Source organism: Tabrizicola sp. (assembly GCF_051645465.1).
Taxonomy (GTDB): domain Bacteria; phylum Pseudomonadota; class Alphaproteobacteria; order Rhodobacterales; family Rhodobacteraceae; genus Tabrizicola.
In genome coordinates this window covers 16,178-28,569 of record NZ_JBOFBI010000205.1, presented here as the reverse complement: position 1 = coordinate 28,569, position 12,392 = coordinate 16,178, and the positions used below count along the sequence as shown (strand labels likewise).

The following is a 12,392-nucleotide window of genomic DNA, read 5'->3' as shown; positions in this document are numbered from 1 at the left end:
TCGTCGAAAAATCGAAGTCTTGCCTCACGACAGCGCGGCAAGCAGGTCCATCGCGGTGACCTGGTCGAACTGGACATGGGACTGCATCATTACCTCGGCCCCGGCGGAATCGCGGTCGGTGATGAGCTTCGCGATGGCGCGGTGCTCGGTCGCGGATCGGGGGATGGCCCCGGCAAAGCGGTAACGTGCGCGGTAATAGGCAAGCAGGCGGCGGGCATTTGTTTTGAGGCTTTCGAGGAGCACTCCGTTTCCAGATGCCGCGGCTACGCAGGCGTGGAAGCGCAGGTTCAGCTGGTAGTAGCCGTCAGGGTCGGCATTGGGGCTTTCTGCGGCCTTGGCTTCGCAGGCTCGCACGGCGGCCTCAAGCTCATCGGCACCCTGCCGCGAGAGGCGGCGTGCGGCCAGACCTGCGGCCTGGCCTTCAAGTTTCGCATGAACCTCGAGGATCGCCAGAAACTCCTCCAGCGTCGGACGGAATATCGCGGCCCCCTTGCGGGGCAGGCGGCGGACAAGGCCCAGCGCCTCGAGATAGAGGATCGCCTCGCGGACCGGGGTGCGCGAGACGCCGTGGGTCTGGGAAAGCTCCGCCTCGTCCAGAAGATCGCCGGGGTTCAATTGGCCAAGATCGATCCGTTCCAGAATGTGCTGGACCAGCGTCGGGATCTGAGGGCCGGCAAAGGGGGTGGACATGGGGGCGACCCTGCCACGGGGCGGGCTGCTCGTCGATGCATTTCATGCACTCCTCGCGGGCGGCGACCGACGAGGAGACGAAGTCGAACGAGGAGGGGTCAGCTGCCCTTCAGAGCCCGAAAGACTTGGCCATCTCGGCCAGTCGCCGGTCTTCCAGGGCGTCGAATTCGGGTGGGGGTTGCTGTTCGGTCACGAAGTCGAGGAATGGGTCCACTACGGCGGTTTTCTCGCCCGAGAGCGTCTCCATGATCGCGTGGCCGCAGAAGGGCACCACGACCTCGGCATAGCCGCCCTCATGCGCCATCATCAGCCGTCCGGCTGAGAGGGTGGCCGCGGCCTGCATCAGGCGTTCGGTCATCGCGCGGTAGGTGCCGGAATGCGCCATCATCCGGGCCAGGGGATCGAGAGCGTTGGCGTCGAGGCCCGAGGCTACGACGATCAGATCGGGTTTGAAGCGGCTTAGCGCGGGCAGAACGATGCGATCCATCGCCATCAGATAGCTCTGGTGGCCCCCGCCGGGCAGGAGGGGGATGTTGATGTTGGCTCCCTCGCCCGCCCCGCCGCCACGTTCGGCGGTCGTCCCAAGATGGGTCGGATAGCAGGCGTTCTGGTGGATGGAGATGGTCAGGACATCGGGCCTTTCCCAGTAGATCGCCTGCGTCCCGTTGCCGTGGTGGACGTCCCAGTCCACCACGGCGACTTTCCCAAGGCCGTGCCGCGCCTTCATCTCTTCGATGGCGACCGGAATGTTCGCCATGAGGCAGAAGCCCATCGAATGGTCGGGCATGCAGTGATGGCCGGGCGGGCGCGAGAGCGAATAGGCGTTGGTCCACTCACCCGTCAGCACCTTGTCCATCGCGTGGATCGCCAGTCCTGCCGAGAGGGCGGCGATCTCATAGCTGCCATGACCGAAGGGTGACTCCTCACCCAGCATGCCGCCGTCCGCATCCGAAAGCCGTTTGAATTCATTGAGGTAGCTTGGCGGGTGAATGCGGCGCAGGGCTTCCTCCGACGCCTCGGGTGCGGTCTCGACGGCAAGCTTGCGCCAGAGGCCGGAGACTTCCAGCAGGTTCTTGAACCGCCTTTTGGTTTCCGGGTTTTCCGCGTGGCCGCCCGCCGCCGGGGGCTGCACCCAGCCGCCGGGGCGGAGAAAGAGGGCGGCTTCCCCGGTCGAGTGCCAGAGCGTGCGTTCATCGAAGCAGAAACCTGTGGTCATGGGGCCTTCACACTGCCGCCAGGGCCATGTCGAGTGCCGAGAGGATGATGTCGGCGTCGGCCGGGGTCAGGATCAGGGGGGGCGAGAGGATGATGTTCGGGCCAGAGACCCGGATCATTGCGCCCGCCTTGTAGGCCGCCGCCTGGACCTGCCCCGGCAGCGCCTTGGGTGGGGCGGCTTTGGTGGCCCGGTCCGCCACCATCTCGATCGCCAGCATCAACCCATGCCCGCCCCGGATATCGCCGATCACCGGGTACTTCGCTTGCAGGGCCTTCAGCCCCTCCCAAAGCTGCGCGCCCCGCGCGGCCGCGTTCACCGGGACGTTCAGCCGCTTCGTCTCGGCCAGACAGGCGAGAGCTGCCGCCGCACCAACCGGATGGCCGGAGTAGGTGTAGCCGTGGCCGATGGCGGCTTTTCCCGTCTCATCCGCCTCGAATACCTGGGCCACGCCTTCGGCGATCATCACCGCGCCGAAGGGGAAGTAGCCGTTGGTGATCGCCTTGGCCGTGCAGGCGAAGTCCGGTTTCACTCCCCAAAGTCGGCTGCCGGTCCAGGCCCCGGTGCGGCCGAAGGCGGTTATGACCTCGTCGGCGATCAGCAGGATGCCGTGCTTGCGGCACAGCTTTTCGACCCCCGGCATGAAGCTTTCATGCGGGGGGATCACGCCGCCTGCCCCCAGGATCGGCTCCATGATGAACGCGGCAATCGTGCCTGCGCCCTGGAAGGCGATCTCGTCCTCCAGCGCCTGCAGGCAAAGCTGGGCGAGCCGTGCTGGGTCGTCCTCGTTGAAGGGGTTTCGGTAGGTGTAGGGCGCGGGGATGTGGAAGCAGCCGGGAAGCAGGGGTTCGTAGGCGGTGCGGAAGTTCGCGTTGCCGTTGACCGAGGCGCCGCCCATGTGGGTGCCGTGATAGCCCTTCTTGAGCGAGAGGTACTTCACCCGCCCGGGTTCGCCCTTGATCTTGTGGTACTGCCGCGCCAGGCGCAGCGCGGTTTCCACGCTGTCCGAGCCTCCGCTGGTGAAGAACGCCCGCGTAAGGCCATCGGGTTCGAAGAAGGTGCGCAGCTCTTCCGCCAGTTCGATCACCTTGTCGTTGGAGGTGCCCCGGAAGATCGAGTAGTAGGGGAGCGCCTCGAGCTGGGCGGCGATGGCGTCCTTCACCGGCTGGCAGGAATAGCCGAGGTTGACGTTCCAGAGGCCCCCGACCGCGTCCACCACCTCATGCCCGTCAATGTCGCGGATGCGGACGCCGGAGGCCGCGGTCACGATCACCGGCGGGGACTTGTGACTGTCTGCGGGCGCAGTCATCGGATGCCAGAGCGAGCGGGCATTGTGCGCTTTCAGGAAGTTCGCGTCTTTCATCGGTCCGGGTCCTTTGAGGGGGCCGCGCGCCAGAGGCGGGCCAGGGCATCGGGGATCACGCCGCCCCAGAGCCCGGTGATTTCGGCCCCTGCGCAGGTGAGTTCGGCGGTGATCGCGGCGTGAAGACCGGGCGTCATGCGCGGGGCGGCGGCGGCCACGGCCAGCGCGCCGGTGCACTGGCCGAAGGCGTCAAAGAGCGGGACCGCAAGGCCATGGACATCCTTCTCGAAGGTCGAGACGGTTTCGGCCCAGCCATTGTCACGGCAATTGGCAATCCGGGTGCGCAGGGCGTTTTGGTCGGGGGCCACGGCGATCAGGGGTTCGGGATCGGCAAGCTGCGCAAGCACCGCTGCCCCCGATGCGGTGGCGTGGAACGGCAGGAAATCGGCGTCCTCCATCATGACCTTGACCCCTGGCCGCGAGGAGTAGGCGAAGGCGAGCGTTTGCAGCCGACCGGCGACAAGCTGCGACAGATGGGCGGTCTCGCCAGTGGTTTCCGCCAGCCGCCGCAGGACAGGCATCGCCGCGTCGCGGGTGGGAACGGCGGCTTCCCTGAGGGCCGCAAGCCGCAGGACGGCAGAGCCAAGCCGGTATTCGCGGGCGGGGCCGACCTGCTCGACCAGCCCGCGCGATTCCAGTTCGGACATCAGGCGATGGCAGGTGGCCTTGTTGACGCCCGAGGCGCGCGCAAGCTGCGAGAGCCCAAGCTGAGGCTCGGCCCTTGAGAAGAGGTCCAGAAGGTCAAGCGCTTTTCCGACTGTTCCCATGGTGCTTGCCGCCCCCGGCGGCATCCCAAGCAGCGGGCCCGAAGCCCCATGGCATTTTTGTTGACAGATCGGGACAAGGGCTGTCAATCTGTTTTTCAAACCATTGGTTCATTATTTGAACCGATCGCCGCTACAGGAATGCAAGCCCATGGCATTGGATCAGGCAACCATCGACCAACTGGCGGCAAGCCCGGTCGGTCCGGGCAAGCTTCTGATCGATGGAGAGTCGCTTGATGGTGCAGGCGGGACGTCGGCGGTCCTGTCGCCCATCGACGGGCGGCAGCTGACCACGCTTGCCTCGGCCAGCCCGGCCGATGTCGCCCGCGCCTGCGCTTCAGCCCGGGCGGCCTTCGAGGACGGGCGCTGGTCGCGCATGGCTCCGGCCGGGCGGAAGGCGGTGCTGCACCGCTTGGCCGACCTGATCGACAAGCATGCCGCCGAACTTGCCGTCCTTGGCGTCCGCGACAATGGCACGGAAATCTCAATGGCGCTCAAGGCCGAACCGGGCAGTGCCGCCGGGACATTTCGCTACTATGCCGAGGCCATCGACAAGGTCTACGGCGAGGTGGCACCGACACCGTCGAACGTCCTCGCCTTGGTTCACCGCGAACCGGTTGGGGTAGTGGGTGCCATAGTGCCCTGGAACTTCCCGCTGATGATCGGGTCATGGAAGATCGCGCCCGCCCTTGCCATGGGCAATTCGGTGGTGCTGAAACCAGCCGAAACCGCCTCGCTTTCGCTTCTGCGGCTGGCCGGGCTGGCGCTGGAGGCAGGCATTCCCCCAGGCGTCTTCAACGTGGTCACCGGTCCGGGGCGGGTCACGGGCGAGGCGCTGGCGCTTTCGCCGGATGTTGATGTGCTGGTCTTCACGGGCTCGGGTGCAACTGGCCGCCGGTTGCTGCAGTATTCGGCGCAGTCGAACCTCAAGCGGTGCTATCTGGAGCTGGGCGGCAAGTCCCCGAACGTTGTCTTCGCCGATGCCCCCGACCTTTGCGCCGCCGCCAAAGCCGCCGCCAACGCGATCTTCCGTAACGCCGGGCAGGTCTGCGTCGCGGGCTCTCGGCTGCTGGTCGAAGCGTCGATCCACGACGCCTTCGTCGCCGAACTGGCCGAGGCGACCCGCAAGATGACGGTCGGCAACCCGCTGCAGTTTGAGACGCAAGTCGGCGCGGTGAACTCGCTGGTCCAGCTGGAAGGCAATCTCGGCTTCGTCGCTGATGCCACCCGCGAGGGCGGTAAGATCGTGACCGGCGGCAAGCGGGCGCTGGAAGAGACGGGAGGGTGGTACATGGAGCCGACCATCGTGACCGGCGTCCGTCCCGAGCATCGGCTTTTCCGGGAGGAGGTCTTCGGTCCCGTCCTCGCCGTCACTTCGTTCAGCGACGAAGCTGAGGCGCTGCGGCTGGCCAATGCCAGCGACTTCGGCCTTGCCGCCGGGGTGTGGACCGCGAACCTTTCCCGCGCGCATCGGATGATCCGGGGCATCCGTGCGGGGGTTGTTCACGTCAATACCTATGGCGGGGTAGATGTGACCGTACCCCTGGCGGGCACAAAGCAATCCGGCAACGGGGCCGACAAGAGCCTGCATGCGCTGGAAAAATACACCGATCTCAAGACCGCATGGATCCAGCTATGACCGAAGCGCCTTGCATCCTCGTGGCTGGCACCTGGGACACCAAGGACGCCGAGCTTGTCTACATGCGCGACGTGATCATTGCGCAGGGCGGGCGGGTTCTGACCATGGATGTCTCGGTCCTGGGCGACCCCTCCAGTCCCACCGATATCTCCAAGCACCAGGTGGCCGAGGCGGCAGGCTCTTCCATCGCCGCAGCCATCGCGGCCGAGGACGAAAACACCGCCATGCAGATCATGGCGACGGGCTCGGCTAGGCTTGCGGCGAAGCTGCATTCCGGGGGCCGCATCCACGGGGTGATCGTCCTTGGCGGCACGATGGGCACGGACCTCGCGCTTGACCTCTGCTCGGCGCTGCCCCTGGGCGTGCCGAAACACGTGGTCTCGACCGTCAGCTTTTCCCCCATGCTGCCACCCGAACGGCTTGCGGCCGACATCCAGATGATCCTCTGGGCGGGCGGGCTTTACGGGCTGAACTCGATCTGCAAGGCATCTTTGTCCCAGGCGGCGGGGGCAGTTCTGGGGGCGGCAAGGGCGGTCGAGCCCCCCCGCCGCGACAGGCCGCTGATCGGGATGACGAGCTTCGGCAAGACCGTGCTGCGCTACATGGTCACACTGAAACCGGCGCTTGAAGCGCGGGGGTTCGAGGTGGCGGTCTTCCATGCGACAGGCATGGGCGGACGGGCGTTTGAAAGCCTTGCGGCCGAAGGGGCTTTCGCTGCTGTCCTCGACTTCGCACCGCAGGAGGTGGGGAACCATCTCTTCGGCTCGGCCATCAGTGCCGGGCCTGACCGGATGACCGCAGCCGGGGCGCGGGGCATTCCTCAGATCGTCTCGATTGGCTGCTATGATCTTGTCGACGTCGTCGGCTGGCATCCGCTGCCCGCCCAGTTCGCGGATCTACCAAGCCACGCGCACAACCGTCTTCTGTCCTCGGTCGTACTGGATGCAGAGGCCCGCCGGAAGGTTGCGCGGGCGATCATGGGCAAGCTCGCGCAGGCCAAGGGCAGAACGGTCTTCCTTCTGCCGACGCGCGGTGGCAACGAATGGGACCGTGAAGGCGGCCCCCTGCACGATGCCGAGGGGCTTCGGGCCTTCATCGAGGAAGTCCGGACGTGCTGTCCGCCCAACGTCGAGCTGCGCGAGCTGGATGCCCATATCAACGACCCCGAGTTTTCCGAAATCGCCCTGACAATCGTCGACGACTGGATATCCGCCGGGTGGTTGCCGCGGGGTTAGAACTGCCCGCGATGGCCTTCGGGGGGCTGCTGAACCGGCTTTCTGCGGGGCGCGGACGCACCCGGCAGTCTGGCGCACCGACGTCGCCAAACCTGGCGGCCAACCGCCGAATCGGCCCGGCGCGACGCGCCTTCCCCCTCGCGGCGAAACGGGGCTAGTGCCTTCAGGATGCACCCATTTTGCGCAGCGAGCTGCAGGATCGCTACGTCGATGACAGCATCATCGCCCGCCCGCCAGGGTTGTGCGCGGCGATCCTTCAAATCTCCTTTCGATCGCCCCATTTTCGCCCTCATCCACAACCATGGAATAACCTGTAGATTGGTGCGTTAATGTGGACGATAAGCGTTGCAGGTTGCGGCTGGTAAAGTCATTGTCAGCCAAGCCTCAACAGCATTGCTACATTCGGGCCGACGCACTGCTGGAAGGGTGAAGAATATGGCGCAGCAAAAGGCGGTCGAACCCGCGATCGATGAGGAGGAAGACCTCATCGACGAACTGCAGCCGGGCGCTAAGCTGCTCAAGGGCCAATACACGATCACGCGCTATATCAACAGCGGCGGGTTCGGCATAACCTATCTGGCCAAGGACAGCCTGGACCGCGATGTGGTCATCAAGGAGTGCTTCCCGGGCTCGGTCTGCCGTCGCAGCAAGGTCATGGTGGCGGCCCGCTCGCGCGCCCATACGGCCGAGCTTCGCTCGATCATCCAGCTCTTCGTGAAAGAAGCGCGGAGCCTGGCCAAGATCGTGCATCCGAACATCGTCGCGGTGCATCAGGTCTTTGAAGACAACGGCACCGCCTACATGGCCATCGACTTTATCAACGGCCTCGATCTTCAGCAGATCATCGATGGCGAGGGCCGGCGCCCGACGCCTGCAGAGATCGTACAGATCACCGACAAGTTGCTGGATGCCGTCGGCTTCATCCACGCGCATGACATGCTTCACCGCGACATCTCGCCCGACAACGTGCTGATCGACCAGGACGGCGAACCGATCCTGATCGACTTCGGCGCCGCGCGCGAGAAGGCTTCGCAGACCAACCGCGCCATGTCGGCGCTGCGCGTGGTCAAGGACGGCTACTCGCCGCAGGAATTCTACATCGCCGGGTCCGAGCAAGGGCCCTGGAGCGATCTTTATGCATTGGGTGCAACGCTTTATCACCTGATCTCGGACGAAGCGCCGGTCAACGGGCAGGCCCGGCTGGCTGCGCTGGCCGAAGACCGGCCCGATCCTTACGTGCCGCTTGCCGGCCGGTTCGCGGACTATCCCAGGGGCTACCTGGAAGCGATCGACCGGGCCATGAGCACGCTGCCGAAAGACCGTGTGCAAACCGCGCAGGAATGGCTGGAGCTGTATCAGGGCAAGGCAGTGGTGCTCGCCGCGCCAGAGGGCGTGGACGATGCCGTGCATCGCTTGATCACGGATTTCAACCGCGCCAATGCACCGGCAGAGGTCGTTCAGCCTGTGCCTGCGCCCGAGCCGGCACCGGCAGCGTCTCGCATCAGCCGACACGCCACGCGCTACGCCCAGGTCGCCCCGCCGTCGACCGGAGGCGGCAAACGCAGCGTGCAGATCGCCGCTGCGGTCGCACTGGGGCTGATCCTGGTGGCGGGCGGCTACGTTGTGCTTAACAACGACGGCAGCTTGCCCATCGAACAGGATGCAGCAACAGCCGCGCCGGCACGGACCAAGGCGACTGACACTCAGACCGTCGAAGTGGCAACAGCGGGAACCGCGACAGTGGCGGCTGCGCCCGAAACCTCGCCCGCAGAGGTTGTGGAAGTCGCCCCAGATGCGGCGCCTGCAATCGCGTCGACGACCGAATCCGAGCCTGCGGCCGATGCGCCGGCGGCCACAGAAACAGTGGCGACCGCCGGGTTGACCGAAGCCGCGGCCGAGGCGCCCGTTGCCGCCGAAGCAAGTGCGGCGGCCGATACCACGCTCAGCGAATCGGAAGCAGCTCTCCTTGAAGATGCTTCTCGTCTCTCTGCTGCCGAAGCGATCCTGAAGGAAAAACTGCTGAACATCGAAGTGCTCCAGCTGCCGTTCGCTTCGCCGATCGGTACCGTCGAGCCCATTCAAGCGGGCTTTGCGGTCTGGGATGTCGAGATGCCGATCTCGGAAGGGACGCGCACTGTCGGCGGATCGAAGGTCGCGGTTGTCGCCCGGATTTCGCCAAACGCCGATCTGACGGAGGCGGGGGACTGGCTTAAGCCCGGCGTGCTGCTTTATGCGGTTAATGGCGTGCCGATCAGTTCGAGCGGCAGCCTTGCCGGTGGCGTTCTGAACGTGATGAACATCGACCCGGACGGAAAGGTTCGCGTGGTTGTGGACTACTCCGATCCAGCGGGACAGAAAAAGACGGGGCTTCTGACCGTGAAAGCCGTCCGGCTGGTCAGCCTGCGGAACGGGGTCAGCTTCGCCATCACCAACATTGATGGTGAGTGGAAAACGGTGGTCACCGGTGTGGCAGACGCCAACGAAACGAACCTGCTCCCCGGTGACGTCGTGTTCCGTGAGAAGAGCACTGGACTTCGCATGGACGCCCCCGACTCGCTCGAGAAGCTGATGCCTGTCCTTGCGGAGCAGGGCACCAGAGTGACAAGTTTCTCGATCCTCCGCGGCAGCAAGGTCACCACGGCGGCCATGCGTCTGACGGTCGATCCGACGAAGTGAGGCCACTGTGCAGAATAACGCCGCCCGACTGCAAGAAACTAGTCTCCGATCCATCGGCGGTCGGAGCATTGGCGGGCGATCGGTCGATCAGACCGGCCCGACGCCCCTTGATCCGCTGATCGAAGCGCTTGAACGGGCGGTCGGACGGCTTGGAGCGGCCCAAGTGTCCGGACTGAACACAAACGAGGCGATCTGACCCGTGTTGGTCAGGTCGAAGTAAACACACAAACGACCCCTGCCCCTCTGGCCTGGCGGCGCATGAAAACAGTTAGCCGTCTGCAAGACTGGCACAAGGAGTAAGTAAAGATGGCAATCGCGCGGACTATCCTTTTAGGCACATCTGCTCTCATGCTGACCAGCGTCGCAAGCTTGGCCCAGGAGGCCTGCACGACCTACACCGTGGTTGCGGGCGACAACCTGCGCTACATCGCCCGCGAAGCCTATGGCGACGCCGATCTCTATCGGCTGATCTATGACGCGAACGTCGCAGTGATCGGCGAGAAGGCCGACCTGATCGAAGTGGGAACCGAGCTCGTTCTGCCCTGCCAGAACGAACCGGCCGCAGCCGAGACCGCGGCCGCCGAAAGCGTCACGACCGTCGCGGCGAACCCGGAAGTCGAACCCGCTGACCCACAAACCAAGCCCGTCAGCTTTGTGACCGGCAACGGCTATTCCCCCTTCGCTGACGAAACGCTTCCCGGCGGCGGGATGGTCACCCAGCTGGTCGAGATGGCGGTCTTCCGCGCCGACCCCGGGATCACCTACAACCTGACCTTCATCAACGACTGGCAGGCGCACATCGACGCGCTCCTCCCGTCGGGCGCGTACGATCTGAGCTTCCCCTGGATCCGTCCCAACTGCGAAGCGCCGGAAACGCTGTCACCCGGCGATCAGGTCCGTTGCAATGACTTTGTCTTCTCCGGCCCGCTTTACGAAATCGTCGACGGGTTTTTTGCCCTGCGCGAGAGTGGTCTTTCTGCGGCTACCAGCTATGCCGAGTTCCAAGGCAAGCGCATCTGCAGGCCCGAGGGCTATACCACGGGTGTTCTCGATTCCGTCGGCCTTACGGCCCCGGCAATCACGCTGTCCCGGCCTACCGAAGTGATCGACTGTTTCCGGGCCTTGGCCGCCGGCGAGGTCGATCTGGTATCTGTCGATGCTGAAGTCGGGGACTCGGCTGCCTCGGAGCTTGGCCTCACTGCTGAAATCGAACAGAACCCGCATCTGACGACGCTCCTCAGCCTGCATGTGATTGCCCATAAATCCAACGCCCGGGCCGTGGACATGATCGGCAAGCTGGATGCAGGCATGATTGAGATGTACGAGTCTGGTGAATGGTATGATATTGTTTCCACAGCGTTGACAAACAACAATCTGCAGCAATAGGTCGTAGCATCTGTAAGTGCTGCCCACGCCCGTCCACCCGGCTCTCGGCGATGAGAGCCGGTCTTTGGAAAGAGCGTCGGATTAAGGAATTAGAGCCATCGGCCCGCTAACCCGATGGCATCGGAACCTTGAGAATTGCACCGTTGATCAGTTCGTCCGCAACGCCAAAAGTGGACGAGATTGACCACCGGAACGCCATATTCGTGCCACTTATGCGAAGATATGGTTCGTTATCCAGTGAATTGTTTCGGTGTCTGACTGTTCACTAAAGACAAACCTCTAGCCTTCAGAAGGAAATGCGCCGCATGAAAAACGCATCAAAGAAACATCGGCTGGCCGTTCTGACGGTTGCGCTGCTCGCGCTTCCTGCAATGGCTTCGGCCCAAGAAGCCTGCACCACGTACACCGTCAAGGATGGCGACACACTGGGCTCGATCGCCCAGACAGCTTATGGCACCTTCGACTATCAGATGATCTTCAACGCGAACCGCGATGCGCTGGCTGCAAGCCCGAACAGCCTGCCCGCTGGTTTGGAGCTGATCCTGCCCTGTGAAGACGGCCGCCTGACCGCCGATTCCGAGCTGAGCTCGGTCATCGATGCCGAGACTGAAAAGCAGGAAGCGACCGCGACGAAGAACAACATCTATGAGCCTCCGCTCAAATTTGTCACTGCGAACGGCTTTGCGCCCTTTACCGACGAATCGCTCACCGGCGGTGGCATCATGAACCGGCTCGCGATGACCGCCCTGCAGCGTGGCGGCAACGATCGCGAGGCAACGCTTTCCTGGGTCGACGACTGGGGTGCGCACCTGGACCCGCTTCTGCCGACCGGCGCGATGGATGTCTCGGTTGCCTGGATGATGCCCGACTGCTCGAAGATGGACCTCCTCGGCGAGTTCTCGCTTCTTCGCTGCACCCAGTTCGACAAGTCCCTTCCGATCTACGAGATGGCGTTCTCGTACATCACCCTGAACGACAACAAGTATGCCAACGTTCCTACCTTCCGGGACCTCGAGGGGGCCAGGATCTGCCGTCCGAAGGACTATGAGCTTGAGATGCTCGAGATCGAAGGTCTGGTCGAACCGTTCATCACCATGGTCCTGCTGCCATCTCTGGCTGACTGCGCCCAGGCCGTCGTGGATGGCGAAGTCGACGTCTACGTTGACGGAACGGAAACCGGTATTCGTCTGTTTGAAGATCTCGGCGTCGGGGACCGGATCGCAGTCAACCCCTATCTTGTTCAATTCCCCACCTTCCACTTCATCGTGGCCAAGAACAATCCGCGCGGCCGTGTCTATCTTGCGATGATCAACCGTGGCCTGACCGAGATGCGCGAAAGCGGCGAGTGGTATGATATCGTTGCTTCTGGGCTTGCTGAATTCAACGAGCTGAGCCAGTAACCCTCTCTGGTCTTGGCCTCTGGAAG

9 protein-coding genes are annotated in these 12,392 nt (G+C 64.0%); 5 read left to right on the top strand and 4 right to left on the bottom strand.

Annotation, left to right across the window (positions count from 1 at the left end):
* Positions 1-24 precede the first annotated feature (24 nt).
* The 4 genes from ACRCSW_RS13215 to ACRCSW_RS13200 form a co-directional block, all read right to left on the bottom strand.
* Positions 25-690, bottom strand: coding sequence for a GntR family transcriptional regulator (locus ACRCSW_RS13215; protein WP_438705759.1), 666 nt, complete (start codon positions 688-690; stop codon positions 25-27).
* Positions 691-799: 109 nt separating this feature from the next.
* On the bottom strand, positions 800-1,906 hold the full coding sequence (locus tag ACRCSW_RS13210; RefSeq protein ID WP_438705757.1) for a class II histone deacetylase: 1,107 nt from the start codon (positions 1,904-1,906) through the stop codon (positions 800-802).
* A 7-nt stretch (positions 1,907-1,913) separates the two neighbouring features.
* Positions 1,914-3,266: an aminotransferase class III-fold pyridoxal phosphate-dependent enzyme gene (locus ACRCSW_RS13205; RefSeq protein ID WP_438705755.1), complete on the bottom strand. Its 1,353-nt coding sequence runs from the start codon at positions 3,264-3,266 to the stop codon at positions 1,914-1,916.
* On the bottom strand, positions 3,263-4,033 hold the full coding sequence (locus ACRCSW_RS13200; protein ID WP_438705754.1) for an IclR family transcriptional regulator: 771 nt from the start codon (positions 4,031-4,033) through the stop codon (positions 3,263-3,265). The genes ACRCSW_RS13205 and ACRCSW_RS13200 overlap by 4 nt, the downstream gene beginning before the upstream one ends.
* A gap of 148 nt (positions 4,034-4,181) precedes the next feature.
* Between ACRCSW_RS13200 and ACRCSW_RS13195 the strand changes: the two genes are divergently transcribed.
* The 5 genes from ACRCSW_RS13195 to ACRCSW_RS13175 all read left to right on the top strand — a co-directional run bounded on the left by ACRCSW_RS13195 (position 4,182) and on the right by ACRCSW_RS13175 (position 12,366).
* The gene (locus tag ACRCSW_RS13195; protein WP_438705752.1) at positions 4,182-5,669 is read left to right on the top strand and encodes an aldehyde dehydrogenase; all 1,488 of its coding nucleotides are present in this window, start codon (positions 4,182-4,184) and stop codon (positions 5,667-5,669) included.
* Complete coding sequence (locus ACRCSW_RS13190; RefSeq protein WP_438705750.1) at positions 5,666-6,904, top strand: Tm-1-like ATP-binding domain-containing protein; 1,239 nt, start codon at positions 5,666-5,668, stop codon at positions 6,902-6,904. The genes ACRCSW_RS13195 and ACRCSW_RS13190 overlap by 4 nt, the downstream gene beginning before the upstream one ends.
* A gap of 435 nt (positions 6,905-7,339) precedes the next feature.
* On the top strand, positions 7,340-9,580 hold the full coding sequence (locus tag ACRCSW_RS13185; protein WP_438705749.1) for a serine/threonine-protein kinase: 2,241 nt from the start codon (positions 7,340-7,342) through the stop codon (positions 9,578-9,580).
* Between the two features lie 306 nt (positions 9,581-9,886).
* Positions 9,887-10,966, top strand: a complete 1,080-nt coding sequence (locus ACRCSW_RS13180; RefSeq protein ID WP_438705747.1) for a LysM peptidoglycan-binding domain-containing protein — start codon at positions 9,887-9,889, stop codon at positions 10,964-10,966.
* Between the two features lie 305 nt (positions 10,967-11,271).
* Positions 11,272-12,366, top strand: coding sequence for a LysM peptidoglycan-binding domain-containing protein (locus ACRCSW_RS13175; protein WP_438705746.1), 1,095 nt, complete (start codon positions 11,272-11,274; stop codon positions 12,364-12,366).
* The last annotated feature ends 26 nt before the right edge of the window (positions 12,367-12,392 follow it).

What these genes read in the sequence shown, in the direction of transcription:
- ACRCSW_RS13215 (WP_438705759.1), bottom strand. Translation starts at nt 690, where the DNA reads ATGTCCACCCCCTTTGCCGGCCCTCAGATCCCGACGCTGGTCCAGCAC.
- ACRCSW_RS13210 (WP_438705757.1), bottom strand. Translation starts at nt 1,906, where the DNA reads ATGACCACAGGTTTCTGCTTCGATGAACGCACGCTCTGGCACTCGACC.
- ACRCSW_RS13205 (WP_438705755.1), bottom strand. Translation starts at nt 3,266, where the DNA reads ATGAAAGACGCGAACTTCCTGAAAGCGCACAATGCCCGCTCGCTCTGG.
- ACRCSW_RS13200 (WP_438705754.1), bottom strand. Translation starts at nt 4,033, where the DNA reads ATGGGAACAGTCGGAAAAGCGCTTGACCTTCTGGACCTCTTCTCAAGG.
- ACRCSW_RS13195 (WP_438705752.1), top strand. Translation starts at nt 4,182, where the DNA reads ATGGCATTGGATCAGGCAACCATCGACCAACTGGCGGCAAGCCCGGTC.
- ACRCSW_RS13190 (WP_438705750.1), top strand. Translation starts at nt 5,666, where the DNA reads ATGACCGAAGCGCCTTGCATCCTCGTGGCTGGCACCTGGGACACCAAG.
- ACRCSW_RS13185 (WP_438705749.1), top strand. Translation starts at nt 7,340, where the DNA reads ATGGCGCAGCAAAAGGCGGTCGAACCCGCGATCGATGAGGAGGAAGAC.
- ACRCSW_RS13180 (WP_438705747.1), top strand. Translation starts at nt 9,887, where the DNA reads ATGGCAATCGCGCGGACTATCCTTTTAGGCACATCTGCTCTCATGCTG.
- ACRCSW_RS13175 (WP_438705746.1), top strand. Translation starts at nt 11,272, where the DNA reads ATGAAAAACGCATCAAAGAAACATCGGCTGGCCGTTCTGACGGTTGCG.